Genomic DNA, 24151 nt, shown 5'->3' with positions numbered 1-24151 from the left:
GCCCGTCGAGGACCCCGCGCCCGCCTTCGTGCCGTTGGGTGCGCCCTACTCGTCGCCGAAGCTGATGCCGAGCGCCTTGGCCTCCTTGACGAGGTCGCCCTTGGGGTCGACGTACTTGAGCTTGCCGGCCACGTCCTCGAGCGGCACGCGGCACATCTTGCCGTTGACCTGCGCGATCATGACGCCGAACTTGCCCTTGAGGCAGGCGAGCGCAGCCTCGGCGCCGCACTGCGTGGCGAAGATGCGGTCCTGGGCGTCGGGGGTGCCGCCGCGCTGGGTGTGGCCGGGGATGGCGATGCGGATCTCGCGGCCGGTGCGCTTGTCGATCTCCGCCGCGATGTCGTAGGCGACCGACGGGCTCGTGCGCTCGGCCACGAGCTTCTTGTACTCCTTCTTCGAGAGAGCGGCCTCCTCCTTGGAGATGGCGCCCTCCGCCACCACGACGATGGTGAAGCGCGAGCCGGCCTTGTCGCGGTCCTCGATGACGCGGATGACGTTCTCGATGTCGTAGGGGATCTCGGGGATGAGGATGACGTCGGCGCCGCCGGCCACGCCCGCGTACAGCGGGATCCAGCCGACCTTGTGGCCCATGATCTCGATCACGAAGACGCGGCCGTGGCTCGAGGCGGTGGTGTGGATCTCGTCGATGCAGCGGGTGGCCACCTCGACGGAGCTCGTGAAGCCGAAGGTCATGTCGGTGCCGTAGGTGTCGTTGTCGATGGTCTTGGGCAGCGCGATGACGTTCAGGCCCTCCTGGGAGAGGCGGTTGGCGGTCTTGGTGGAGCCGTTGCCGCCGAGCATGAACAGGCAGTCCAGCTTGAGCTTCTTGTAGGTGTCCTTCATGGCCTGGACCTTGTTGACGCCGTCGGCCTCGGGCGTGTCGAGCAGCTTGAAGGGGGTGCGGCTCGTGCCGAGGACGGTCCCGCCGCGGGTGAGCAGGCCGGAGAAGTCGCGATTGTCCATCATGTGGTAGCGCTCGTAGATGAGGCCCTGGTAGCCGTCCTCGAAGCCGTAGACCTCGACGGGCTCCTTGGACTGGCGGTAGAGCGTCTTGACGATGCCGCGCATGGTGGCGTTGAGCGCCTGGCAGTCGCCGCCGCTCGTGAGAAGACCGACTCGAAGCATGGTGCATCCTTCCCCTCGTGCTCACAGATAGTCAAAGTATGCACCTCGCTCGGCGGGATGCGGAATATTCTCCGCGAGCGGTATCGTTCCCAGCGCGGCAGGGGGATGAGCGAGCCGTTGCCGTCCCGTCCCCCTGCCACGACTGCTACCATGGCGAGAAGAACGTCGAGCCGAGGAGGAACCATGACACCGGACGAGAGGCGAGAGGTGGCCGAGGCCGTGGCGGCGGGACGTCGCGCGCTCACCTCGCTCGAGACGGCGGCGGACGCCCTCAGCAGTGCGAGCAACTGGGGCCTCTTCGACATCCTCGCGGGCGGCATCATCTCGAGCCTGGTCAAGCGCTCGCGGCTCGACGATGCCGAGGAGGCGCTCGAGTGCGCCCGCGCTGACCTCTACGCGTTCACGCGCGAGGTCTCGGACGTGCGCGGCATCGAGGAGCTCCGCGTGAACGTGGGCGGCCTCGCCTCCGCGCTCGACATCCTCGTGGACAACCCCTTCGTCGACCTCTACGTGCAGAAGCGCATCGATGACGCCGAGGAGAACGTGCAGGCGGCGATCAAGGCCACCAGGACGGTGCTCCGCCGCCTCGAGGCGCTGCGGTGAGCGTGCCAATGGCGTCAGGTTCGTTTGGCACGCGTGAGTCCGCGTGCCAAACGAACCTGACGCCATTGGCGCGGGCCTGGTACCGGCGGCACGCGTTTCAGTTTGCGAACGCCTGAGGCACGACCGCCCTTCTCGCCATAAAATCTCCCCATCTGTGGTTTTGGGTTCCAGAAAGGGTAGGGCAGATGCAGGAGATTCTCCACGCGCCCCACGAGCAGATCGAGGAGATCCAGCTCGAGGGCATCAAGAAGACCGTGATCGCGTGCTACGAGAACGTGCCGTTCTACAAGCAGAGCTTCGACGAGGCCGGCTTTGACCCGTACGCCGTGAAGGACCTCGACGACCTGCAGAAGGCGCCGTTCGTCACCAAGCAGGACCTGCGCGACAACTACCCCTACGGTATGTTTGCCACCCCGCTCTCCGAGGTGAAGGAGATCCACATGTCCTCCGGCACCACGGGCGTGGCGACGGTGGGCGGCTACACCCAGCACGACCTCGACATCTGGGGCGAGTGCTTCGCGCGCGGCATCGAGTACGCAAACGGCGGCAAGGACGACGTCGTGCACGTCTGCTACGGCTACGGCCTCTTCACCGGCGGCCTCGGCGCGCACTACGGCGGCCTCTACTCCGGCGCCACTACGATCCCCATGTCCGCGGGCAACACCGAGCGTCAGATTCGCGTGCTCAAGGAGATGGGCTCCACAATCATCTGCTGCACGCCGAGCTACGCCATGCACATCGCCGACACCGCGCTCGAGATGGGCATCGACCCGGCGCGCGACTTCCACCTGCGCGCGGGCATCCACGGCGCCGAGCCCTTCTCGGACAACTTCCGCCGCGACCTCGAGCGCAAGCTCAATTACCACGTGCTCGACGTCTACGGCCTCACCGAGACCATGGGCCCGGGCGTTGCCATCGAGTGCTGGGAGCAGAACGGCCTGCACCTGGCCGAGGACCACTTCTACGCGGAGATCATCGACCCCAACACCGGCGAGGTCCTGCCCGACGGCGAGTGGGGCGAGCTCGTGCTCACCACGATCGACCGCGAGGCGTCCCCGGTCGTGCGCTACCGCACGCGCGACATCACGCGCATCCTGCCTGGCGAGTGCGCCTGCGGCTGCACGCACCGCCGCATCGACCGCATCCACGGCCGCACCGACGACATGCTCATCATCCGCGGCGTCAACGTCTTCCCGAGCCAGATCGAGGACGTCATGAAGACCTTCGACCAGGTCTCCTCTTGGTACCAGATCGAGGTCGACACCGACCACCGCTCGCTCGACATGGTCACGCTCAAGGCCGAGGTCAACCCCGACTTCGCCTTCGACTCCGTCGCCGCGGTCGAGCGCCTGCAGAAGGAGATCTCTGCGCGCCTCAAGACGGCCCTTTCCGTGGGCGTCAAGGTCAAGCTCGTCGAGCCCAAGACCATCGCGCGCAGCGAGGGCAAGGCCAAGCGCATCGTCGACCTGCGAAAGGGGATCAAGTAATGATCGATCAGATTACGGTTTTCCTCGAGAACAAGCGCGGCCGCATCGCGTCTCTGTGCCGCACCCTCGGTGACGCCAACATCAACATGGCAGCGCTCTCCGTTGCCGACACCACCGAGTACGGCATCGTGCGCATCATCTGCAGCGACACCGACGCCGCGATCGCCGCGCTCGACGCCGGCGGCTACCGCGCCATCAAGACCAAGGTCATGGCCATCGCCGTGCCGCACCACCCGGGCGGCGCCGCGGACCTGCTCGAGAAGCTCGACGACCTCGACGTGGACATCGAGTACTTCTACTGCTTCTCGACGACCGACGACCTTGCGGTCCTGGCGCTCAAGATCGCCGACCCCGCGAGCGCCGCGGAGGCGAGCTGGGCCATCGAGAAGGCCGGCTTCCACGTCTTCGACCAAGATGAGATCGAGTAGCAAAAGGGGGACGTGTTTTTTCTCTCAGAGATTATGGGACAGGTTGGGGATGCCATACATTGCTTGTATGGCATCCCCTTCTCTTATGTATTTTACCGTGGGCTCATGGAGCCCTACGATGTGACGAGAAGAACCGCGTCATTGGAGGTGCCGCATGATTCTTGGCATGGGCGTGCCCGAGCTGGCCGTCATTCTCGTCATCGTCCTCGTGATCTTCGGGCCGAAGAACCTGCCCAAGATCGGCTCGGCCATCGGGAAGACCGTCAAGAACGTGCGCGAGGGCATGGAGGAGGGCTCCGGCGACTCGAGCCCCTCCTCCGAGCCCGCCGTCTCTCCCATCGAGGCTTCGGACGCCGAGAAGGACGACGACCTCCGATAGCGCGTCTTCAGGCTGACCCTGCGTCCCCGGGACCTCCTTCCCGCCCGGGGGCGCCCTCATGTCGGGACGATCTGTCGCCTCGGCCCCGCGCGGAGCCTGTGCGGGGCCGAGGCGACACTTCTGGGCCGAGAAACGTCGCGAAGCCCCCGCGCTGTGGGCGTGCGGGGGAGATGCGACAGTCTGCGCGTCCTTCTCGCCCGCGCGACCGACCCTAGTCCAGCTCGCCGAGAAGTGCCACGACGCGCTCCGCGAGCGTCGTGAGCGCGCGGTCAGCCTTCCAGATGACCGCCGCGCGCGTCTCGAGGTCCTTCTCGGTCACGGTCTTGATGAACTGGTCCCCGGTGTCGCACACCCTCAGCATCGAGCGGGGGACGAGCCCCACGCCCATGCCCGCCGCCGCCCACGCGCAGGTGGTGCGCTCGTCCTCGGTGACGCAGGAAAGGCGCGGCTCGAGGTGGCGCGTCGCGAGGGCGTGGCCCACCCGCTCGGAGAGCCGACGGTCGCAGACGAGCGGGCTCGAGGCGAGCTCCTCGAGCGAGACCTCAAGCTCGCCGCCCGTCTCCATCGACGGTGGCATCACGGCGACGAGGGGCTCGGCGGGCGCGTAGCGGCAGCGCAGCCCGGCGCTGGCGAAGGGCGTTCGCACCACGCCGACCTCGGCGATGCCGCTCGTCACGAGTTCGATCACTGCGGGGACGCTCCCCTCGCGGACCTCGAACGACACGCCCTCGCCGCCGGCAAGCTCCCGGAGCCGCGCGCTGGGCACGAGCCCGGACGCCCCCGCGCAGGCCGCGAGGCACGCGGTGCCCGTGAGGCCCTTCCCCACGCTCGAGACCTCGCGCGCCGTGGCGGTGGCCATGGCGAGGATGCGCCCGGCGCGCTCGTAGAGGAGCCTGCCCGCGTCGGTGGGGGTGACGCCGCGCGGCCCTCGGCGGACGAGCTCGCAGCCGAGCTCTCGCTCGAGCTGCGCGAGCTCGTAGGAGAGCGGCGGCTGAGAGATGTGAAGGCGCCTCGCCGCGGCCGTGACCTGCCCCTCCTCGACGATCGCGACGAAGTACTCGAGCTGCTTGAGATTCACGCTTCCTCCCTTGAGGCCATGCGGTATAGAAAGATTGTATCGCTCGCGCGCGGCGCCCCCACGAGCGCGCTGCAAGGGCGAGGGGTGTGGCAGCCCGGGGGGCGATTCGCGCAGCGGTTTCGGGGGTTCTGGCGGTCCCGCGGCTGCCATGACCCCCGACGTCGCAACAGGGGCGAGAAGAACGCGAGGTCGCGCCCGCGGCCAGCTGCCACGACCCCACTTTCCGCAATGCCGCGCCGACCCGCCGCCCCATGACGCGTCTCGGCCAAAACCCTGACGCTGCCCTCGTCCTTGAGTAGTCAATTGTTATGATTCTGTCAAGACGCTTTCGACGGACGGAATAATTGGGTATAACGAACGAGGTAACGAGAAGAGAGGAAAGGAGGGAAGAACATGACCAAGGTCAAGAACATGGGCTCCCGTCAGCGCAAGGTGCTGAGGGCGTGCCACAACGGCTGGTTCATGAGCGGCGAGTATCGCGCGTTCTTCGACGGCCACGAGCGTCGTTTCTGGGCTGACAGCCCTAGGATGCTGTTCAACGACGTTGACCAGTGGTTCTCCGCTCACGAGCAGAACCACGCTGACTCGCACCTGCTCGTCAAGTGCGTCCGCGCGGCGTAGCGCCAGCGCCCATACGAGAGGTCGAGCGGAGCCTGCGGGCTCCATTTTTTTGCCGCGAGGTCGGGATGTGCCGGACGTGCCAAATAAACCTGACGTCAGTGGCGTGCCTGTGGGGTGGCGTCAGTGGCGCTCGACGTCGGTCGCGTGCGCGAGCATGAGCGCGAGGATGACGGCGAGGCCGCGCCGGAGGCTGTCCTTCTCGACCCACTCCTCGCGCGTGTGGAGGAGGTCCCCCTCCACGGTGCCCACGGTGTGGGCGCAGATTCCCAGCGAGAGCGGTATGTTTGCGTCCGTCGAGGACTCCTGGTGGGTGGGCGTCACGCCGCCGAGCTCGCGCAGCACCTCGTCGGTTCGGGCGATGAGCTCGCCCTGCCCCGCGGGCACGTGCTCGCCGGACGCGGGGCGCCGGCCGATGAGCTTGACGTCGATGCGCGAGCCCTTCCGAAGGTGCTCCTCCACGAGCCCCACGAACTTCCCGTACATCAGCTCAAGGCACTCCTCGGACGCGGAGCGGTACTCGACGAGCACGCTCGCGTCCTCGGCTATGGAGTTCACGGTGGTGCCGCCCTCGAACCGACCGACGTTGATGGTGGTCTTGGCGGCGGTGGGGAGCTCCATCGCGTAGAGGTCCTCGATGATGGAGCAGAGCTCCTCGATGGCGTTGTCGCGCCCGAAGTTCTCCCACGAGTGGCCGCCCTGCGTGTGGCACATGACCCGCCAGCGATGCGAGCCGACGGCCGACACCACGTGCATGCCCAGATAGAGGTCGAACGAGGTGAACTCGCGCACGCGGCCGGCGTACTGGCGGAAGAGCTCCCGCGTGCCGGCGAGGTTGCCGAGCCCCTCCTCGCAGGAGTTTGCCACGACGAGCAGCGGCCGGTCGAGGGCGACGCGGTTGCGCATGAGGTAGCGGGCCGCGAGGAGCAGTCCCACGAGGTTGGCGGTGTCGTCTCCCACGCCGGGCGCGAGCAGGCGCGTCGCGCTCTCGGCGAGCGGCAGCGGCTCGGTGTCGGGGAAGACGACGTCGGTGTGGGCGGCGAAGACGGCGATTCCGTCGTCGGTCGCGCGGGGGCCGGCGGGCAGCGAGAAGATCACGTTTTTCGCGTCGTCGATGCGCACGGACCCCACGGGCGCGCCTTGCGCGAGCAGCCAGTCGCGGATGAACTCGGCGCGGCGCTCCTCGTGACCGGAGGGGGCGGGGATCTGCGCGAGCGTGCGGAGCAGCTCGAGCTCCTCCTTGTGGCACTCGTCGGCGTAGGCGGTGGCAAGCTGCTTGATCTTCTCGTTCACGATGGCTCCTGGCGCGTCTCATGACAGAGTGGACAGGGTCAATTGTCACACTATTCTCTCATGACAGTTGACCCCGTCAGCTTTGTCAACCTCTGTCGTGGTTTGCCGAGAAGAACGCGCCGCCTGCGGAGTCGGCCTCCGCCAACATAACGCTTTGGGCGCATACTACCCTGCGGACGGCCGGCCTTCCGGCACGCTGCAACCCAAGGGGGAATCACAACATGGCAGTCAACCGCTTCGTCCTGAACAACATCTCCTACCACGGCTCCGGCGCGATCAAGGAGATTCCCGGCGAGCTTGAGCGCCGCGGCTACAAGAAGGCCTTCGTCTGCTCCGACCCCGACCTCGTGAAGTTTGGCGTTGTGGCCAAGGTGACCGACCTTCTCGACGAGGCGGGCATCGCCTGGGAGCTCTACTCCGAGATCAAGCCCAACCCCACGATCAAGAACGTCCAGGACGGCGTGGCCGCCTACCAGGCCTCGGGCGCCGACTGCATCGTCGCCATCGGCGGCGGCTCCTCGATGGACACCGCCAAGGGCATCGGCATCATCGTCGCCAACCCCGAGTTCGCCGACGTCGTCTCCCTCGAGGGCGTGGCCCCCACCAAGAAGCACGCCGTCTTCACCATCGCCGTGCCCACCACCGCCGGCACCGCGGCCGAGGTCACGATCAACTACGTGATCACCGACCCCGAGAAGGTCCGCAAGTTCGTCTGCGTCGATGTCAACGACATCCCCGACGTCGCCGTGGTTGACCCCGACATGATGGCCTCCATGCCCGCCGGCCTCACCGCCGCCACCGGCATGGACGCGCTCACGCACGCCATCGAGGGCTACACCACCCAGGGCGCCTGGGAGCTCTCCGACATGTTCCACTACAAGGCTATCCAGCTCATCTCCCAGCACCTGCGCGACGCCGTGGCCGAGGCCAAGAGCGGGCAGCCGGGCTCCGGCCGCGAGGGCATGGCGCTCGCCCAGTACATCGCCGGCATGGGCTTCTCCAACGTGGGCCTGGGCATCGACCACGCCATGGCGCACACGCTCTCCGCGCACTACGACACCCCGCACGGCGTTGCCTGCGCCATGCTGCTCCCGGTTGCCATGGAGTACAACAAGCCCGTCGTGACCAAGCGCCTTGCCGAGGTCGCCGTGGCCATGGGCGTCGACACCACCGGCATGACCGACGACGAGGCCGCCGATGCCGCCATCGCCGCCGTGCGCCAGCTCTCCGCCGACGTCAACATCAAGCCGACGTGCGACGGCCTGGTTGAGGCCGACCTCGACCAGCTGGCCGACGACGCCATCGCCGACGCCTGCTTCCCGGGCAACCCGCGCGAGGCCGACCACGCCGCCGTCGTGGAGCTGTTCCGCAAGGTGATGGCGTAGCGTCCTTACCGTCGCTGGGGCGCCCCGCCCTTCTCGCAAGCAAGCTGCTTCGCGCTTTGCGCTCAGGAAGCTTGCTTTGCGAGAAGGGCGGGGCCCGCCGTTTCGGGGCTGCTTTACCGCTGGGAAAGAATGGTGCTTCGCGCTTTGCGCTCAGAAAGTTTGCTTAGCGAGGTGCCGGGCCCCGTTGTCTCGGGGCTCCTTTACCGCCGGGAAAGGGCCTTGCCTCGCGCGTGGCGAGAGGGGCGGCGCCCTCCGTTTCGGGACCGCTTGACGGGGAATAAGAGCAGCGTGGCAATAAGGACGGAGGGGCTGTGGCGGACGTTCGGGACTATCTGGAGCTGCGCGGGGACATCACGCTCGCCGAGCGGCCGTTCAACGACGTGGACAACCTCGTGCTGGCGACGCTCTCCTACCTCGACTTCACGGGCATCGTCGGCGGTCACGGCGAGCCGGGAGCACGCCTCACGGACGCATGCGGCGAGCTGCTCGCCCGCTCGGGCGGGGACGTGGCCGCGCGCGTGCGCTCGCTCGCGACGATCGACGAGCGCTTCGTGGTGGCAGCCGGCGGTTCGGCACGGTTCGGCGACGCCCTCCTGCGCGACTACGTCGACGTGCGCGACGACGAGCGCGTGATGCAGTTCTCCGCCGTCACCGCCGACCTCGACAACGGCGAGACCTACGTCGCCTTCCGAGGCACTGACACCACGCTGGTGGGCTGGCGCGAGAACTTCGTCCTGAGCTTCGCCGTCACGCAGGCGCAGCGCGCCGCCGCCGACTACCTCGCCCGCGAGCTCGAGCGTGCCGCCGCGCGGGGGCGTCGCGTGCGCGTGGGCGGGCACTCGAAGGGCGGGAATCTCGCCGCCTATGCCGCCGCGAGCGCGCCCGTCCTTCTCTCCGGCGCGATCGAGCGCGTCTACAGCAACGACGGCCCCGGCATGGACCGCTCCGTGATGCCCGTGAGCTGCCATGACGTGATGGGGGAGCGCTACACCCGCGTCATCCCCGCGTACAGCGTCGTGGGACGGTTCTTCTCTGACGACGCCCCCGCCACCATCGTGAGGAGCTCCGCGGATCGCAGCCTTCAGCACGACCCGCTCTCCTGGCAGGTGGGCCCCGCGGGGTTCGTGGAGGCGGACGGGCCTGACCCGGAGTGCCTCGTCGTGGCTCGCTCGTTCTCGGCGTGGCTCGCGCGGCTCGACCCCGAGGATCGCCGCCTGCTCACCGACGAGCTCTTCGACGCGCTCTCGGCCGGCGGCGCCACCACCTTCGAGGACCTCTTCGCCACGCCGACGGCCGTCCAGAAGGTCGTCGCCTCGCTGAGGGAGGTCGACCCGCGCACGCGCGACATGATGCGCGGCCTCCTCGGGGAGCTCGTGGGGGCGGGGGCGGCGGCCGCGGGAGAGGCGATCACGGATGCCGCCGCAGACGCGGCGACGCGGGTCGCCCGCCGGGTCGCCGGACTCGTCGGCGCGCCGAGGGCTCAGGGGGAGGCGGAAAATTAATCCGCCCTGTGGGGTCCCTCCGGAGCGTTTTCCCAGTTGAGAAAAAGCCGTCGCGCCCACAGGGCGGATTAATTTTGGCCCCTAGTCGTCTGCCCCGACGACGCCGGCCACGAACATGCTTACGAGCGAGATCACGATCGAGCCGAGGATTGCCGAGAAGAGCGAGTCTATGGCGATGCCGGCGTGGAAGATGTTGCGCGAGAGCCAGCTCGCGAGCTCGAGCACGAACGCGTTGACCACAAGGTAGAAGATGCCGAGCGTGGCGATGGTGAAGGGTATGGCGAGCGCCTGCATCACCGGCTTGACGGTGGCGTTGAGCAGCGCGAGCACGAGCGCGCAGACGATCGGCCCCATCCAGGTGCCCCCGACCGGCACGATCCCGGGCACGAGCCAGATGGCCACCGCGCACGCGATGGCCGTCACGAACCACTTTCCAAGGAAGCCCATCCGATTCTCCTTTCGCCCCTGCGGGTAGGATACCCAAGATCGTGCCGGACGACATGCCCCGCGGACGTCCGTCTGCGCGGGGGCCGCTACGAGGGAGGGAACATGCAGCTGCTTGTCAGCGTCGAGGACGCACCGGGCGGGGAGCGCGTTTGCGCGAAGACTCCGGACGGTGCCGTCACGGTCGAGGTCGTGCCCGCGCCGGGGGTGCCGGACGAGGGCTCCTGCCAGCTCGCCGTGCTTCCCGATGGGACGGCGCGCGTGGTCGAGGGGGAACTTCCTGCCGGCGCCCGGCGTCTGGTGACGGTGCGCGCGGCGGGCGTGTCCGCGGCGGAGCTGCGCCGGGCGGTCGCGTCGTCCTCCGAGCCCGGTCCCGGGCGTGCCGGCGAGCCCGGCCCCGCCCTCCTTGCCCTTCGCGCCCTGGGCATCTTTCCGGGCGAGGCCCCCGGGTCCTCAAGGGGACGCCCTGCGGGCAAGGCCCGGCACCGGTGGCGCCCCGAGCTCGCCGAGCTCCCGCTCCGCGTCCGCCACGAGGGGAGCGAGGCCACGGTGGTCTGGGAGGCGCGCGACCGCCTGAGGGTCCTCGCCGGGGCGGCGCTCCGTCCCGATCCGCCGCTCAACCGCGACGGGAGCCTCGGGTTTGCCGCGCGCTTCGCGCTTCGGCTTCGCGAGGAGCACGCGGACGCCATCTCGGGCGCGCGCACGACGGAGGACATCGTGCTCAGGAGCGTGAACGAGGTCGGTCACCTGCTCTACTTCGCGGGGACCAACAGCTGGCGCGTGCTGCGCGACGACGGCGGTCGCACGCTCGACGAGCTCGCGCGCTAGAGCCTCGCGGATGGACCACGCTGCGCTATGCTGGGTGCATCCGACAGAGAGGAGCCGCCATGCCCGTCGTCCACACCTACTGCTCCGCGCCCATCGCGCCCGCGGCCCGCGAGGCCCTCAAGTCCGCCTACGGCCGCGCGATCGAGGCCATCCCCGGCAAGTCCGAGTCCTGGCTCATGTGTCTCTTCGAGGACGACGCCCACATCTACTTCGCGGGGGACGACTCCGAACCGTGCGCCCTCGTCGACGTGAGCGTGTTCGCGCGCTCCGAGGTGCCCGCGTCCGCATGGGAGCGCTTCACCGAGGAGGCGACGCCCGCGATCTGCCGCGAGCTGGGCGTGGGCCCCGCCCGGGTCTACATCCGCTACGGATGGACGCCGAGCTTCGGCTGGAACGGCGCCAACTTCTGATGGGCGAGAAGGGTTTGGGCGAGAAGAACGACGCGGCGCGCCTTGCCGCCTACGACGAGTTCGCGGCCGGCGTGCGCGACGAGCTCGAGGCCACGAAGGCCCGCATGGACGAGCTGGCGGCGGCCGGCAGGGTGAAGTCGGCCACCTACCGGCAGCTCTTCGCCGCGCGCATCACGCTCAAGGAGATCGACGCGCGCCTCCGCGAGCGCGGCCTGTGAGTCGGGGACGGCCCCCAACTCGGAGACCCCCGCGGAAGTGTATCCGTCCGGTGTCCGAATGCCCCTGCGTCGTTGACACCCGGCGACGCCCCGCATAACTTGTGCGTAGTGCAGCAGGCGAGAAGAACGTGGGGGATTGCGTCATGGGCATCAGGGCATGCGTGGTGGGGGCGACGGGATACGCGGGCGTCGAGGTCTGTCGTCTGGTCCTCGGTCACCCCGAGCTCGAGCTGGCCATGACCACGGACCGCAAGGAGGCCGGCACGCGCCTGGACGCCGTCTACCCGTCGCTCGCGGGCGCGTGCGACGTGGTGCTCTCGCTTCCGGAGCCCGACGCCATCGCCGCGGCGGCCGACGTGGCGTTCCTCGCCGTGCCGCACACCGCGAGCCTCGCGCTCACCCCGGAGCTGCTCGCCCGCGGCGTGCACGTGATCGACCTCTCCGCGGACTACCGCCTGCATGACCCGGCCGTCTACGAGGCCTGGTACGCCACCCCGCACACGAGCCCCGAGCTTCTCGGCCAGACCGTCTACGGCCTGCCGGAGCTCTTCCGCGCCGGCGTGTCCGCGCTCGCCGAGCGCCGCGCCGCCGGGGAGGCCGTGCTCGTGGCCGTGCCGGGCTGCTATCCCACGGCCACGGCGCTCGCCGCCGCGCCCGCCCTCTCCGCCGGCATCGCGACCGGCGACCTCGTGATCGCCGACGCCATCTCCGGCGTCTCCGGCGCCGGCCGCGGCTGCAACGCGCGCACCCACTTCTGCCACGCCAACGAGTCCGTCGAGGCATACGGCGTGGCCAAGCACCGCCACACGCCGGAGATCGAGCAGACGCTCTCCGAGATGGCGGGCCGCGAGATGTCCGTGGTCTTCACGCCGCACCTGGCGCCGCTCACGCGCGGCCTCCTCTCCACGGTCTACCTCGAGGCGGCCCCCGATGTCACCGCCGAGGACGTGCAGGCCGCCTACGAGCGCGCCTATGCGGACGAGCCGCTGGTCACGATGCTTCCCGCGGGAAGCATGCCCGCCACCGCGTCCGTCGCCGCCACCGCGCGCGCCCAGGTGGGCGTGGCGCTCGACGCCCGACGACGACGCACGATCGTCGCGTCCTGCGCGATCGACAACCTCGGGAAGGGCGCGGCCGCCCAGGCCGTCCAGTGCGCCAACGTCGTGCTGGGGCTTCCCGAGACCACGGGGCTTCTTGCCCCGGCGCCCCTCATCTAGCACCCGGGAGCGGCGCTCCCGGGCTTCCAAGGGAGAAGAACACATGTCTGACCTTTCACCGCTCGCGGTCCCCGTGGCGCCGGACACGCCCGAGGCCTGCGGCTTCTCGCCCTGCGAGGGCGGCGTCTGCGCCGCCTCCGGCATCAGCGCCGCCGGCGTGTCGGCGGGCTTTCGCAAGAACCCCAACCGCCTGGACCTCGCGCTCGTCGTCGCGGACGGGCCCTGCGTCGCCGCGGCCACGTTCACGACCAACCGCTTCTGCGCGGCGCCCGTCACGGTGAGTCGCGCCCACGTGGCGGACGGCCGCGCCCGTGCCGTGGTGCTCAACTCCGGCAACGCCAACGCGGCCACCGGTGAGCCAGGCCTGGCCTGCGCCGAGCGCGCCTGCGAGCGCGTGGCCGCCGAGCTGGGCTGTGCCGCCGAGGACGTGCTCGTGTGCTCCACGGGCGTGATCGGCGTGCCGCTGCCGTGGGGGCCCTACGAGGAGGGCGTGCCGGCCGCCGTGGCCGCGCTCGCGCCGAGCGCCACCGGGGCGCATGACGCCGCCTGCGCCGTCATGACCACGGACACCGTGCCCAAGGAGGTCTCCATCGCGGGCGAGGTCCCGCAGGCGGGCGGCGGCACCGTGACCGTGCACGTGGGCGGCTTCGTCAAGGGCTCGGGCATGATCCAGCCCAACATGGCCACGATGCTCGCCGTGCTCGCCACGGACGCCCCGCTCACGGCCGAGGCCGCGCGCGAGGCCCTCTCCGCCGCCGTGGGACAGAGCTTCAACAAGGTGACCGTTGACTCGGACACCTCCACCAACGACACCTGCATCCTGCTCGCCACCGGCGCGGCGGGCGGCGAGAAGATCGACCTCGCGCACCCCGCGTACCCGGCCGTGGCGGCGGCGGTGCGAGCCGCGTGCGTGGAGCTCGCCCGCAAGATCGCCGCGGACGGGGAGGGCTCCACGAAGCTCGTGACCGTGACCGTCACGGGCGCCGCCAGCGAGAAGGACGCGGACACCGTGGCCCGCGCGATCGCCAACTCGCCGCTCGTGAAGACCGCGATCTTCGGCCATGATGCCAACTGGGGTCGCGTGGCGGCCGCCGCCGGCAAGTGCGGCGTGCCCTTCGACCAGTACGCCGTGGACATCGACTTTCTGGGCGTTCCGGTCTGCCGCGCGGGGCTCACCGTTCCCATGGACGAGGAGGACATGCTGCGCCGCTTTGAGGCGCCGGAGATCCCCATCACCGTTAATCTCGGCATGGGCGAGGCGTCAACCCGCGTCTGGACCTGCGACCTCACCCACGACTACGTCACGATCAACGGCGACTACCGCACGTAGCGTGGGCACGGGGCCGAGGCGGCCCCTCCGTCCCCACGTTCTTCTCGCCAGCGTATCTAAGGAGCAACCATGAAGCAGCGCGACAGGCAGGAGCGCGAGCGCGCCTCCTCGAAGGTCGACGTCCTGAACGAGGCCCTGCCGTGGATCCATCGCATGGCAGGCAAGACCTTCGTCATCAAGTACGGCGGGTCGGCCATGGAGAACCCCGAGCTCTGCCGCCAGGTGGTGGCTGACATCGAGATGCTCAAGCTCTTGGGCATCCGCATCGTGCTCGTCCACGGCGGCGGCAAGGCCATCAGCGCGCACGTGAAGGCGCTGGGCCTTCCCGTGCAGTTCAAGGGCGGCCTGCGCGTGACCGACGACGCCACGATGGAGGCCGTGCGCGAGGTGCTTGTGGGCAAGGTCAACCAGGACCTCGTCTGGGCGCTCAACGAGTACGGGCACAACGCCGTGGGCATCTCCGGCGCGGACGGCAAGACCCTGAAGGCCGAGCAGATCGACCCCGAGCTCGGCCGCGTGGGCCGCATCCGCGAGGTGGACCCGAGCCTCATCGAGACCATCCTCGAGGACGGCTACATCCCCGTGGTCGCCACGGTGGGGTGCGCGCCGGACGGCTTCTTCAACATCAACGCGGACGTGGCGGCAGGAAAGATCGCCGAGGCCATGGGCGCCGACAAGCTCATCTACCTCACCGACGTCGATGGCCTCTACGGCGACGTCTCCGACGAGGACTCCCTGATTCAGAGCCTCACGCGCGCCGAGACCCACGAGCTGCTCGACTCCGGAACGCTCGACGGCGGCATGCTGCCCAAGATCCGCTCCATCGCCGAGGCCCTCGACGCGGGCGTCTCCGAGGTCGTCATTCTCAACGGAACCTTCCCGCATTCGCTGCTATTGGAGATCTTCACCGACGCGGGCTGCGGTACCATGTTCACGCAGGACAATGCCTAGGGGAAAGGATGTCCCATGCCAGCTGACGAGAAGCACGACGCGCCGACCTTCTCGACCGTCGAGGAGCGGGTCATGAAGGCGGACGCCGACTACGTCATGCACACCTACGGCCGCTACCCCGTGGAGTTCGTCTCGGGGCACGACGCCACGCTCGTGGACTCCACGGGCAAGGAGTACCTCGACCTGCTCGGCGGCATCGGCTGCGCGAGCCTCGGCCACTGCAACCCCACCGTCGCCGATGCCATCCGCGACCAGCTCGGGCGCGTCTGGCAGACGGGCAACTACTTCTACGATGAGAAGCGCACCCGCCTGGCCGCGGCGCTCTCCACGATGCTCTCCACCACCACCGACGAGGGCGGCCACGTGGTCGGCTCCACCGGCACGCGCTGGCGTACCTTCTTCGCCAACTCCGGCGCCGAGGCCAACGAGGGCGCCATCAAGCTCGCTCGCCGCTGGGGCGAGGTCAAGCTGGGCGGCGCGAGCACCATCGTGACCGCGCGAAAGAGCTTCCACGGTCGCACGCTCGCCACGCTTGCCGCCACGGGCCAGGACAAGTTCCACCGCAGCTTCCGCCCGCTGCCCGAGGGCTTCGTCACCGTGGCCCTGAACGACATCTACGCACTGCGCGAGCGCGTGGAGCGCGGCGGCGTCTGCGCCGTCATGCTCGAGTGCGTGCAGGGCGAGGGCGGCGTCTGGAACGCCAACTACGACTACCTTCGCGACGTGCGTGACCTCTGCACCGAGAAGGGCATCCTGCTCGTCATCGACGAGGTGCAGACGGGCTTCTATCGCTGCGGCTCCCCGTTCTGCTACCAGCGCTCGGAGATCGAGCCCGACGTGGTGAGCATGGCCAAGGGCATCGCGGACGGGTTCCCCATGGGAGCCGTCGCCGCCCGCGCCAAGGTGGCCGACCTCATGGGCCCCGGGGACCACGGCTCCACGTTCGGCGGCAACCCGCTTGCCTGCGCGGCGGGCCTCGCCTGCGTGAGCGCCCTCACCAACCTGGGCATCGGCGAGCACGTCCTGTCCGTCGGCCGGCACCTGCGCCACCGCCTCACCGCCATGGACCACGTGGTGGAGGTGCGCGGCCACGGCCTCATGCGCGGGGCCGAGCTCGACGCGCCGGTCGCCGCCCGCGTGGTGGAGGAGGGCCTCGCCGACGGCCTGGTGCTCAACCACATCGGCGACTCCATCCTGCGCTTCCTCCCGCCGCTCGTGATCACGCGCGCCGAGGTCGACGACGCCTGCGACCGCCTCGAGAAGATCATCGCGCGCCTGGCGTAGGCTTCCATCTAGAGCCGCTGCCATTTCGGGCGGGGCCCGGACGTCCCCTAGGGCGCCTGTGCCCCGCCCGTCCTTCTCGCTAGTCTGCCTGCCCCCGCCCGTCCTTCTCGCCACGCGTATTCCGGGATTTCCGCACATCTCGGTTTACGCGTGCAAAACCTTGAACTATCCCATGCGCAACTTGGAATGCGGGCTCCGTTTGGCCACGAATCCCAGAATGCGCGTGCCGAGAAGGACGCGGAAACTCCAATGTCCGCCAATCGGGATTTACGCATCCTCGTCCTGCCAGCGCTGTGACGCCGGCCTCAGCTGGGAGAGAAGGACGCTTCGTGCCAGAACGACGTCAGGGTCATCGAGGCGCTGCCGCATCCTTCGCTTGAAGGACGGGCCCTCGTATGGCGCAAACTTCTCAACGAGCTGGGCGAGAAACGCCCGGACGGCCTTTTCGCTGCGCGCGTCCTTCTTGGTCACGGGGAAGTAGTCGATTCCGCACAGCTCGTAGTCTCGTGCCCGATCGCAGTCCTCGGCGAGCGCCTCCTCGCTCGCATGGTCTTTCCCCTGGTGCTCGCATGCCGCGTGGTAGAGCGCCCAGTAGAAGTCGGGCCGCATGGTCTGGTGGCTGACGAGATTACTGACCTCGTCAGGCCATTCCAGAGGAGCGTTCTGGAGGGGCCTTTGAAGGTGCATGCCGCCGAGGCGCGGCGGAAGGCAGAACGCGTGATACCACAGCGTCTCCATGGTGGAGCCCGAGCCGTCGTTGGCATAGCCTGCCGCCATGTTGGCGAGCGTGTGACCGTGAAGACCGCTCACCGACTCGAGGAATGACGTTGCCTCGGCGACTGACGAGACCGGGGGGAGGTCATAGGCGACCTCTCCTGCGGAGGGGGAGAGGGGGTCGCGCGCGTATGAGCCGCAGAGCTCCATGATAAAACCGCTGAGGCGAACGAGCGCGGCATTTCTCGTGAGCCGCTCCCTGCGAACCAGCTCGCCAAGGGATTGGGCCGCGCTGAGGAGCGAGAGCCCGGCCGCCTCAACAAACACGTGGACGGGCTCTCCCGCCGCGGCAGGGAGCGGACCTCCTGACGAGCTGATGAGTTCCAGGTACGAGCCGTCGGGCAGGCGCGCGAGGTTGGGGACCGCCCGGACGATACCGCATTGGCTGCGTGACGCATCGTCCGCAAAGCGCAGGGAGACGGGCTGCGCGCGCGTGGGGGCGAGGACGTCTCCGGGAAGAGCCGAGACCAGGCTCGAGGCGTCGATCCGGCCATGGTCGCGCTGGATCGCCTCCCTGTCTGCGGGGATCAGCGCAAGGTCCCCTGTTCTTCGGGCGTGGCGCAGTACCTTCAGGGAGTCCTCGTGCGCAAGGAAGATGTCCATGGGCCTCCTCTCTTCGTGGTGACGGGAGGCTAGCAGACGGGACTTTCACGAAGCTGACGATTCCATTCTTCTGGGCGTGCGTCGGGCTTTCCGCGAGGGGCGTGCGGACTGCTTGGCGCGAGGTCGGGCGTCCGCAAGAAAAAAATGAGGCCGTGTCGTGCGTTTGCGCGAGGGCTTTCGGATTCTCTGGAACTACACGTTTGCTGGCGGCGTTGATGCGGCTGCCCCCCTCATGAGGATGCGCAGACGGCGGTTTTCGCACATCGCGGGTTACGCGTGATAAAACTCAAACTAGTTGACGCGCAATCTCGAAAAAGTATGCCGATGTACGAAAAATCCCCGTTTACGCATCCTTGGGAGAACGCGGAAACGGGGATTGCTGAAAAAGCGAGGCTACGCGTGCCCGTGGAACCGTACCGCTGCTGGCCAGGCCTACGCCGTGCGCTCTGGGACGCGCAGCATCACGAGGAAGCCCACGACAAAGAGCACCGCAATCGAGAGCACGCCGAGGCTGGAGTTGCCGGTGAGCGCCGTGAACGTGCCCACCAGGAACGTGCCCAGGATGGCGGCGTACTTGCCGAAGATGTCGAAGAAGCCGAAGTACTCGTTGGCGCGCTCCTTAGGGGCCAGCTTGCCAAACTCGGAGCGGCTGAGCGCCTGGATGCCGCCCTGGAACATGCCCACGAGGATGGCCAGGAACCAGAACTCGGCGGCCGAGCGCAGGAAGAACGCGGCAAAGAGGGTGATGCCAAAGTAGGCCGCGATGGCGATCAGCAGCATGCGGCGCGTGCCGTACTTCGACGAGAGGCGGCCGTAGATGATGGCGCTCGGGAAGGCCACGAACTGCGTGACGAGAAGCGCGAGCACGAGCTGCGTGGAGTCGATCCCCAGCTCGGTTCCGTAGCTCGTCGAGAGCTTGATGATGGTGTGCACGCCGTCGATGTAGAAGAAGTACGCGATCATGTAGTAGCGGATGGCGCGGTTGGCCCAGATCTCGCGCAGCGTCCCCGCGAGGCCGCGGATGGCGCGGGAGACGGCGTGCGGCTCGCGCGGCTTGAAGTGCCTCTGCTGGACGTTCTTGAGCAGCGGGACGGTGAAGACGGCCCACCACGCGCCGGTGATGATGAACGCAATCTGCATGGCGGTCTGCAGGGTGATGCCCAGCGCCTCGTAGCCCAGGACCACGCCCAGGCACGCGATGAAGGGGACGCAGCTGCCGATATAGCCCCAGGCGTAGCCCTGGGAGGAAATCTCGTCCATGCGGTCGTCGGTCGTGGTGTCGACCAGCAGCGCGTCGTAGAAGACCATCGAGGAGTTCAGCGCCACCGAGGAGATGACGTAGATGATCAGAAACGCCATGGCCGCGGTCACAAAGCCGAGCGCCACCGTGGCCACCACGCCCGTGCCCACGCAGCCGACGATGAACCTCTTCTTCATGCCCTGCATGTCCGCAATCGACCCCAGCACGGGCATGAGCAGCGCGATGATGAGTGACGCCACCGTCTCGGCATAGCTCCACGCCACCACGACCCCGCCGTCGGGGGAGAGGAAGGAGAAGTAGATCGGGATCACGCTCGTGGCGAGAAGAACGAGGGCTGAGTTGCCCACGTCGTAGACGATCCAGCTCTTCTCTGCCTTGGTCATCTTCTGGCTAGCCATGAGGCCCCTCCCGTTGTGGCGACGCAACGTTTCCATGGTAGTCGAGCACGGGGCACGCGTGCGGTAAGAAGTGCGTAAAAGACCGCGTGTGCCACGGTGTGCCACTGGCGTCAGGTTTGTTTGGCACGCGACTCGCGTGCCAAACAAACCTGACGCCAGTGGCACGGTGGCACGAGCCCGACGCCGTGGCATAATCGGGGGAGCACACACGACGAAAGGCGCGCCATGCCCGCGATCCTCACGCACGACCTCTTTGGCCGGGAGTCCCTCGACGAGGTACGGGACCTGCTCGGCTTCAGGACAGATGACGAGACCGCCGCGTTCCTCCTGGGCAACCAGGGGCCGGACCCCCTCTTCTACCTGGTGATCGACCCGCTCATGCGCAAGTGGTCCCCGCTCGGCAACGCCATGCACGCGGCGCGCCCGGCGCTGCTGCTGCTCGCCATGCGCGAGGCCGCCGCCGGCCTCGAGGGCCGCGAGCGCACCCTCGCCCGGGCCTACGTGGCCGGCTTCGCCTGCCACTGGCTTCTCGACTCCACCGTGCACCCCCTCGTCTACCACTGGCAGAACGGCATCTGCGACGCGGGCGTGGAGGGGCTCGACGAGCGCGCCGCCTCGAAGGTCCACGCGGAGATCGAGCGCGACCTCGACGAGGCGGTGCTCTTCTCGCTCACCGGCCAGACGGTCTCGACGTATCGCCCGCACGCCCACGCGCTCGCCGCGAGCCATGAGGTCCTGGCCGCCGTGGACAAGGTGTACTTCTACGTGGCCCTGTGGGTCTACGGAAAGGCCATCGACCCGAGGACCTTCTCCACCGCCGCGATCGAGTTCCGCCTCGTGCAGCGCATCTTCGACTCGCCGGGCGGCCGCAAGCGCGCGGTCATCGGCACCCTCGAGCGGGCGTTCGGCCGCACGCCCTTCTCGCTCGTCTGCGCGATGTCGCACCGCGACCGCGCCGACGCCCGCTCCGCCTTCGACAACCGCGAGCACGTCGCCTGGGAGAACCCCTTCACGGGCGAGGTCAGCGAGGACGGCTTCTGGGACCTCTGGGATAGGGCCCGCGGCCGGGTGGGAGAGGTGATCTCGGGGCTCTGCTCTCCGGACCTCGACCTCGACGCCGCGCGCGAGCTCACGGGCGACCTCAGCTTCGAGGGGGCTCCCTCGGCGCCGGACGCGCCCTTCACGTGGTAGCGCGCGCCGCACGCCCGCGCCCGGACACCCCGCCCGCCTCCTCGGAGGCAACCCGCCACGTCATGCAGGCCAACCGGAGCAAGGACACCAAGCCCGAGCTCAAGGTGCGCGCCGCGCTGCGGGAGGCGGGGCTCACGGGCTATCGGCTCCACTGGAAGAAGGCGCCGGGCCACCCCGACGTGTGCTTCCCCGGGCGGCGCGTGGCCATCTTCGTGCACGGGTGCTTCTGGCACCGCTGCCCGCACTGCTCCCCCTCGCGCCCCAAGACGCACTCGGCCTTCTGGCAGGACAAGTTCGCGCGCAACCGCGCCCGCGACGCGCGCGACAGCGCCCGTCTCGTGGAGGCGGGCTGGACCGTCGTGGTGGTGTGGGAGTGCCGCCTCAAGGGCGCCCGCCTCGAGTCGACCATGCGCGAGGTGGTCGCGGTGGTGCGCGCGGCGGGGGAGGGACATCTTCCCGCCCGCGTCATAGAGGTCGGCTCCGCGCCCGCCTGGGTGCTCAGGATGCGCCGCTCGCGCCGCAAAACGCGACGCTCCTAGGTTACGCCCCGACCGCTCGCCCGCCCGCGGGGCCCGGCCGAGACGGCGAGGGTGTAGGCTAGCGGGAGGGATGATGCGCCCCGCGCAGGATTCGGTCAGGGAGGGCCCGAGATGGCAACATACGTGTTCTCGGACGTGCACGGTCACCGCGCCGCGCTCGAGCGCGCCCTCGACCGCGTGTCCCCCTCCGAGGACGACCGCTTCTTCTGCCTGGGCGACATGATCGACCGCGGGCCCGACCCGGTGGGCGTCCTGCGGGTCGTGCGGGGGCTGCCCAACGTGACCGTCCTCATGGGCAACCACGAGGACCTCATGATCGACTGCGTGAACAGCCCCGGGGACGGCCTCGCCGCCATGAACTGGGGGCTCAACGGCGGAGCCATGACCTCCGCCGGCCTCTCCGAGATCGAGGACGACGAGGCGAACGAGCTGCTCGGTTGGGTCGCCGGCCTGCCGCGCTGGTCGAGCGCGCGCGTGGCGGGGCGGCTCTTCCTCTTCGTGCACGCCGGCGTGCGGCTCGGCCGCGTCACGCAGGAGGCGTGGGGGGATGCCGCCGTGGAGACGTTCTTCTCGGCGCAGGACCCCGAGGACCTCACGTGGATCAGGGAGGACTTCTGGGGGGCCGCCGAGGGGCTCTCGGGCGGGGACGCGCGCGGCCCCGTCATCGTGGCGGGCCACACCCCGACCCCCTATCTCGAGCGCATGGCCCACGAGGTGGACCGCCCGGCCGTGGGGGAGGACGGGCTCGCCCGGATGGTGCGCGTGGGCGCGGACCGCTGGGACGTGGACAGCGCCGCCGCGGCGGGCGCGGGCCTGGGCCAGGTGCTCGTCCTCAGGCTCGACGACGAGGAGGAGTTCTACGAGCCGGTCCTGGAGGGCGAGTAGCCGCCAGCTTGTGACACAATACTTGCCTAAAAGGGGACAGGCCCCTTTTAGGCAACTTCGAGAGGGAGCATGGGCCTTGAGATGAGCGCCGGCGCGTCGGGTTTCCTCCACGGCGCGCTCGGATTCACAACCGATAAGGACGGCTGGGTCCGTCCGGCGCGCTTCGCGCCGGAGCAGCTGCGCGCCGTGGGGAGCGTCCGCGCCTGGCATCCCGGGCTCTACCGCCAGCTCGCGGTGGCCACGGCGGGCGTCTGCCTCGAGATGGAGACCGACGCCACCCGCCTCACGCTCGAGGCTCGCGTGGACCCCACCCCGCGCGGCGCGGCCTCCGTGCTCGCGGACGTCGAGCGCCACCCGCACGGCCCTCGCCCGCCCTTCGACGGCATATCCGCCGTCGTCGACGGCCGGCGCCTCCCGCTCGCCCTGCCTGACGAGAAGAACCTCGTCACGTGGCTCCTCGACGACCCCGCGGCCGGCCCCGAGCCCGGCCTCCAGCACCTCCCCGGCATGGGCGAGCCCCATCACGTCCGGGTCTGGCTGCCGTGCCTCACCTCCTGCGCCGTGCGCACCGTCACCTGCGACGGGACCTACCTCGAGCCCGTGGCCGCGCGCCGCCAGCTCGTCGTGCTCGGAGACTCCATCGCCCAGGGCTTCGTCGCGCGCGACCCCTCGCGCTCCTGGTGCGCGCTTCTCGCCGAGCACCTGGGGCTCGACCTCGTCAACCAGGGCCTGGGCGGCCAGGTCTTCCAGCCCGGCTCGCTCGTCGGCCTCTCCGAGCGCGTGGACGCGGCGGGCGTCGTCGTGGAGTTCGGCGAGAACTACCGCTACGAGCCCTGCCAGGCCGCGCGCGTCGAGCGCGACGTGCGAACCTACCTCTACGAGCTGGCCGAGGCGTTCCCGGACGCGCCGATCTGGGTCCTCACCTGCCCGTCGCACACCGAGGACGTCTACCCCACGCACCCGAGGAGCTGCGCCGCGGAGGTGGACGCGATCGTCCGCGCCGCCGCGGGGGCCCACACGCAGATGCGCCTCGTGGAGGCCGCGCCGCTGCTCGACGCGGACCGCCTTCCGGAGCTGCTCGCCGACGGCTCCGACCACCCCGGCCCCCTCGGCCAGGAGATGATGGCGGAGCGACTCTCCTTCGTCGTCGACGCGACGCGCGACGACCCCGCCGCGCGCCGCGAGCGCGCGCTCCGGATCGTGGAGGGGTATGGCGACGACGCGCTGCCCCTCGCCGAGTGCCTGCGCCGGGGCGCGGGCGAGGTCCTTCTCGCCGAGAAGGGCGCCGTCGTGGTGGGCCTCTCGGGAGGCATGAGGATTGTGGCCGGCCCGAGCCGCCGCCTCGTGCGCCGGGCGCTCACCTGCCTCGGCGCCGCGGGAGGGACCACCTGCGTCTGCGGCAAGCGCGCGCTCGCTCGCGAGGTGGCCCGCGCCTTCGGGGGCCGGGAGCGAGCCTGCCACGTGGTGGTGTGGCGCGAGGGCGTGCCCCCGACCGACCCCGCCCGCGACATCCGCGTGCTCACCCCGGCCTATGCCGGCGTGGTGCGCGAGCGCTACGCGCACCCGGAGTACCTCGCCCCGGGCGAGCTCGAGGCCGCGCTCGAGGCGGGGAAGTTCCTCGGCGGCTTCGAGGCGGGCAGGATCGTGGGCTTCGTGGGCGAGCACGAGGAGGGCTCGATGGGGATGCTCGAGGTCTTCGAGGGGCACCGGCGCGAGGGCTGGGGGACGGCTCTCGCCGCGGCAAAGGTCTCCGCGCACCTTGCCGCCGGAGAGCTCCCGTGGGCGGAGGTCTGGCCGGACAACGAGGCCTCGCTCGCGCTCGAGCGGTCCATGGGGTTCGAGGTCCGCCCGGCCGAGGCGCTCTGGTTCGTCTCGTAGGCGCCGCGCCACGGGCCGGTAGCAGGTTTTGCGCCCCCGCTC

Annotated in this window: 24 protein-coding genes; 18 read left to right on the top strand and 6 right to left on the bottom strand. The window is 69.3% G+C overall.

From position 1 onward, the window contains the following. Positions 1 to 45 precede the first annotated feature (45 nt). On the bottom strand, positions 46 to 1125 hold the full coding sequence (locus tag E0L17_RS05860; protein ID WP_167930318.1) for a 6-phosphofructokinase: 1080 nt from the start codon (positions 1123 to 1125) through the stop codon (positions 46 to 48). A 183-nt stretch (positions 1126 to 1308) separates the two neighbouring features. Here E0L17_RS05860 and E0L17_RS05855 point away from each other — a divergent pair, with 183 nt between their 5' ends. The 4 genes from E0L17_RS05855 (at position 1309) to tatA (ending at position 4022) form a co-directional block, all read left to right on the top strand. Continuing rightward, positions 1309 to 1728 (top strand): hypothetical protein, encoded by a 420-nt coding sequence (locus E0L17_RS05855; RefSeq protein ID WP_167930317.1) that lies wholly within the window; start codon positions 1309 to 1311, stop codon positions 1726 to 1728. A 185-nt stretch (positions 1729 to 1913) separates the two neighbouring features. Further along, positions 1914 to 3215, top strand: a complete 1302-nt coding sequence (locus E0L17_RS05850) for a phenylacetate--CoA ligase family protein (protein ID WP_167930316.1) — start codon at positions 1914 to 1916, stop codon at positions 3213 to 3215. After that, a complete protein-coding gene (locus E0L17_RS05845) occupies positions 3215 to 3643 on the top strand; it encodes an ACT domain-containing protein (protein WP_167930315.1) in 429 nt (142 codons plus the stop codon). The genes E0L17_RS05850 and E0L17_RS05845 overlap by 1 nt, the downstream gene beginning before the upstream one ends. Positions 3644 to 3797: 154 nt before the next feature. Then, positions 3798 to 4022 (top strand): twin-arginine translocase TatA/TatE family subunit, encoded by a 225-nt coding sequence (tatA, locus tag E0L17_RS05840; RefSeq protein ID WP_167930314.1) that lies wholly within the window; start codon positions 3798 to 3800, stop codon positions 4020 to 4022. 211 nt (positions 4023 to 4233) lie between these two features. Here the strand turns inward: tatA and E0L17_RS05835 are convergent, their stop codons facing one another. Continuing rightward, entirely contained in the window at positions 4234 to 5100 is an 867-nt protein-coding gene (locus E0L17_RS05835) for a LysR family transcriptional regulator (protein WP_167930313.1), read from the bottom strand. A gap of 393 nt (positions 5101 to 5493) precedes the next feature. On the opposite strand from E0L17_RS05835, the gene E0L17_RS05830 reads away from it, so the two are divergent. Beyond that, positions 5494 to 5721: a hypothetical protein gene (locus E0L17_RS05830; protein ID WP_167930312.1), complete on the top strand. Its 228-nt coding sequence runs from the start codon at positions 5494 to 5496 to the stop codon at positions 5719 to 5721. Between the two features lie 120 nt (positions 5722 to 5841). Here E0L17_RS05830 and E0L17_RS05825 read toward each other — a convergent pair whose 3' ends face one another. After that, positions 5842 to 7011 carry a M20/M25/M40 family metallo-hydrolase gene (locus tag E0L17_RS05825; RefSeq protein WP_167930311.1) on the bottom strand — a complete coding sequence of 390 codons (1170 nt, stop codon included), beginning with the start codon at positions 7009 to 7011 and terminating at the stop codon, positions 5842 to 5844. A 221-nt stretch (positions 7012 to 7232) separates the two neighbouring features. Here E0L17_RS05825 and fucO point away from each other — a divergent pair, with 221 nt between their 5' ends. Next, on the top strand, positions 7233 to 8396 hold the full coding sequence (fucO, locus tag E0L17_RS05820) for a lactaldehyde reductase (protein ID WP_167930310.1): 1164 nt from the start codon (positions 7233 to 7235) through the stop codon (positions 8394 to 8396). A 311-nt stretch (positions 8397 to 8707) separates the two neighbouring features. Continuing rightward, the gene (locus tag E0L17_RS05815) at positions 8708 to 9898 is read left to right on the top strand and encodes an Mbeg1-like protein (RefSeq protein ID WP_167930309.1); all 1191 of its coding nucleotides are present in this window, start codon (positions 8708 to 8710) and stop codon (positions 9896 to 9898) included. Positions 9899 to 9979: 81 nt separating this feature from the next. Here E0L17_RS05815 and E0L17_RS05810 read toward each other — a convergent pair whose 3' ends face one another. Continuing rightward, positions 9980 to 10345 (bottom strand): phage holin family protein, encoded by a 366-nt coding sequence (locus tag E0L17_RS05810; RefSeq protein ID WP_167930308.1) that lies wholly within the window; start codon positions 10343 to 10345, stop codon positions 9980 to 9982. 102 nt (positions 10346 to 10447) lie between these two features. On the opposite strand from E0L17_RS05810, the gene E0L17_RS05805 reads away from it, so the two are divergent. The 7 genes from E0L17_RS05805 (at position 10448) to E0L17_RS05775 (ending at position 16580) form a co-directional block, all read left to right on the top strand. After that, complete coding sequence (locus E0L17_RS05805) at positions 10448 to 11170, top strand: hypothetical protein (protein ID WP_167930307.1); 723 nt, start codon at positions 10448 to 10450, stop codon at positions 11168 to 11170. 59 nt (positions 11171 to 11229) lie between these two features. Continuing rightward, on the top strand, positions 11230 to 11580 hold the full coding sequence (locus E0L17_RS05800; protein WP_167930306.1) for a tautomerase family protein: 351 nt from the start codon (positions 11230 to 11232) through the stop codon (positions 11578 to 11580). After that, entirely contained in the window at positions 11580 to 11798 is a 219-nt protein-coding gene (locus E0L17_RS05795; protein ID WP_167930305.1) for a hypothetical protein, read from the top strand. Before E0L17_RS05800 ends, E0L17_RS05795 begins: the two co-directional genes overlap by 1 nt. A 143-nt stretch (positions 11799 to 11941) precedes the next feature. Then, complete coding sequence (argC, locus tag E0L17_RS05790) at positions 11942 to 13015, top strand: N-acetyl-gamma-glutamyl-phosphate reductase (protein WP_167930304.1); 1074 nt, start codon at positions 11942 to 11944, stop codon at positions 13013 to 13015. Between the two features lie 43 nt (positions 13016 to 13058). After that, positions 13059 to 14345 carry a bifunctional glutamate N-acetyltransferase/amino-acid acetyltransferase ArgJ gene (argJ, locus tag E0L17_RS05785; protein ID WP_167930303.1) on the top strand — a complete coding sequence of 429 codons (1287 nt, stop codon included), beginning with the start codon at positions 13059 to 13061 and terminating at the stop codon, positions 14343 to 14345. Between the two features lie 69 nt (positions 14346 to 14414). Further along, entirely contained in the window at positions 14415 to 15296 is an 882-nt protein-coding gene (gene argB, locus E0L17_RS05780) for an acetylglutamate kinase (protein ID WP_167930302.1), read from the top strand. A 15-nt stretch (positions 15297 to 15311) separates the two neighbouring features. After that, the gene (locus E0L17_RS05775; protein WP_286163315.1) at positions 15312 to 16580 is read left to right on the top strand and encodes an aspartate aminotransferase family protein; all 1269 of its coding nucleotides are present in this window, start codon (positions 15312 to 15314) and stop codon (positions 16578 to 16580) included. Between the two features lie 267 nt (positions 16581 to 16847). Here E0L17_RS05775 and E0L17_RS05770 read toward each other — a convergent pair whose 3' ends face one another. Both E0L17_RS05770 and E0L17_RS05765 read right to left on the bottom strand, forming a co-directional pair. Then, on the bottom strand, positions 16848 to 17957 hold the full coding sequence (locus E0L17_RS05770) for a hypothetical protein (RefSeq protein WP_167930301.1): 1110 nt from the start codon (positions 17955 to 17957) through the stop codon (positions 16848 to 16850). A gap of 432 nt (positions 17958 to 18389) precedes the next feature. Next, positions 18390 to 19616, bottom strand: coding sequence for an MFS transporter (locus E0L17_RS05765; RefSeq protein WP_167930300.1), 1227 nt, complete (start codon positions 19614 to 19616; stop codon positions 18390 to 18392). A 225-nt stretch (positions 19617 to 19841) separates the two neighbouring features. On the opposite strand from E0L17_RS05765, the gene E0L17_RS05760 reads away from it, so the two are divergent. The 4 genes from E0L17_RS05760 to E0L17_RS05745 all read left to right on the top strand — a co-directional run bounded on the left by E0L17_RS05760 (position 19842) and on the right by E0L17_RS05745 (position 24109). Then, the gene (locus E0L17_RS05760; RefSeq protein ID WP_167930299.1) at positions 19842 to 20807 is read left to right on the top strand and encodes a hypothetical protein; all 966 of its coding nucleotides are present in this window, start codon (positions 19842 to 19844) and stop codon (positions 20805 to 20807) included. Next, entirely contained in the window at positions 20801 to 21346 is a 546-nt protein-coding gene (locus E0L17_RS05755) for a very short patch repair endonuclease (protein WP_353652956.1), read from the top strand. The genes E0L17_RS05760 and E0L17_RS05755 overlap by 7 nt, the downstream gene beginning before the upstream one ends. A gap of 111 nt (positions 21347 to 21457) precedes the next feature. Continuing rightward, a complete protein-coding gene (locus E0L17_RS05750; protein WP_167930298.1) occupies positions 21458 to 22231 on the top strand; it encodes a metallophosphoesterase family protein in 774 nt (257 codons plus the stop codon). A gap of 69 nt (positions 22232 to 22300) precedes the next feature. Further along, positions 22301 to 24109, top strand: coding sequence for a GNAT family N-acetyltransferase (locus E0L17_RS05745; protein WP_167930297.1), 1809 nt, complete (start codon positions 22301 to 22303; stop codon positions 24107 to 24109). The last annotated feature ends 42 nt before the right edge of the window (positions 24110 to 24151 follow it).

The sequence above is a fragment of the Olsenella sp. SW781 genome (genome assembly GCF_012027725.1).
In the GTDB taxonomy this organism is placed as follows: Bacteria; Actinomycetota; Coriobacteriia; order Coriobacteriales; family Atopobiaceae; genus Thermophilibacter.
Note: the sequence above shows the minus strand (reverse complement) of the source record. Positions and strands in the feature narration are given on the sequence as shown.

What these genes read in the sequence shown, in the direction of transcription:
- E0L17_RS05775 (WP_286163315.1), top strand. Translation starts at nt 15,312, where the DNA reads ATGCCAGCTGACGAGAAGCACGACGCGCCGACCTTCTCGACCGTCGAG.
- E0L17_RS05860 (WP_167930318.1), bottom strand. Translation starts at nt 1,125, where the DNA reads ATGCTTCGAGTCGGTCTTCTCACGAGCGGCGGCGACTGCCAGGCGCTC.
- argC (WP_167930304.1), top strand. Translation starts at nt 11,942, where the DNA reads ATGGGCATCAGGGCATGCGTGGTGGGGGCGACGGGATACGCGGGCGTC.
- tatA (WP_167930314.1), top strand. Translation starts at nt 3,798, where the DNA reads ATGATTCTTGGCATGGGCGTGCCCGAGCTGGCCGTCATTCTCGTCATC.
- E0L17_RS05845 (WP_167930315.1), top strand. Translation starts at nt 3,215, where the DNA reads ATGATCGATCAGATTACGGTTTTCCTCGAGAACAAGCGCGGCCGCATC.
- E0L17_RS05760 (WP_167930299.1), top strand. Translation starts at nt 19,842, where the DNA reads ATGCCCGCGATCCTCACGCACGACCTCTTTGGCCGGGAGTCCCTCGAC.
- argJ (WP_167930303.1), top strand. Translation starts at nt 13,059, where the DNA reads ATGTCTGACCTTTCACCGCTCGCGGTCCCCGTGGCGCCGGACACGCCC.
- E0L17_RS05750 (WP_167930298.1), top strand. Translation starts at nt 21,458, where the DNA reads ATGGCAACATACGTGTTCTCGGACGTGCACGGTCACCGCGCCGCGCTC.
- E0L17_RS05800 (WP_167930306.1), top strand. Translation starts at nt 11,230, where the DNA reads ATGCCCGTCGTCCACACCTACTGCTCCGCGCCCATCGCGCCCGCGGCC.
- E0L17_RS05850 (WP_167930316.1), top strand. Translation starts at nt 1,914, where the DNA reads ATGCAGGAGATTCTCCACGCGCCCCACGAGCAGATCGAGGAGATCCAG.
- fucO (WP_167930310.1), top strand. Translation starts at nt 7,233, where the DNA reads ATGGCAGTCAACCGCTTCGTCCTGAACAACATCTCCTACCACGGCTCC.
- E0L17_RS05805 (WP_167930307.1), top strand. Translation starts at nt 10,448, where the DNA reads ATGCAGCTGCTTGTCAGCGTCGAGGACGCACCGGGCGGGGAGCGCGTT.
- argB (WP_167930302.1), top strand. Translation starts at nt 14,415, where the DNA reads ATGAAGCAGCGCGACAGGCAGGAGCGCGAGCGCGCCTCCTCGAAGGTC.
- E0L17_RS05765 (WP_167930300.1), bottom strand. Translation starts at nt 19,616, where the DNA reads ATGGCTAGCCAGAAGATGACCAAGGCAGAGAAGAGCTGGATCGTCTAC.
- E0L17_RS05830 (WP_167930312.1), top strand. Translation starts at nt 5,494, where the DNA reads ATGACCAAGGTCAAGAACATGGGCTCCCGTCAGCGCAAGGTGCTGAGG.
- E0L17_RS05795 (WP_167930305.1), top strand. Translation starts at nt 11,580, where the DNA reads ATGGGCGAGAAGGGTTTGGGCGAGAAGAACGACGCGGCGCGCCTTGCC.
- E0L17_RS05745 (WP_167930297.1), top strand. Translation starts at nt 22,301, where the DNA reads ATGGGCCTTGAGATGAGCGCCGGCGCGTCGGGTTTCCTCCACGGCGCG.
- E0L17_RS05770 (WP_167930301.1), bottom strand. Translation starts at nt 17,957, where the DNA reads ATGGACATCTTCCTTGCGCACGAGGACTCCCTGAAGGTACTGCGCCAC.
- E0L17_RS05855 (WP_167930317.1), top strand. Translation starts at nt 1,309, where the DNA reads ATGACACCGGACGAGAGGCGAGAGGTGGCCGAGGCCGTGGCGGCGGGA.
- E0L17_RS05810 (WP_167930308.1), bottom strand. Translation starts at nt 10,345, where the DNA reads ATGGGCTTCCTTGGAAAGTGGTTCGTGACGGCCATCGCGTGCGCGGTG.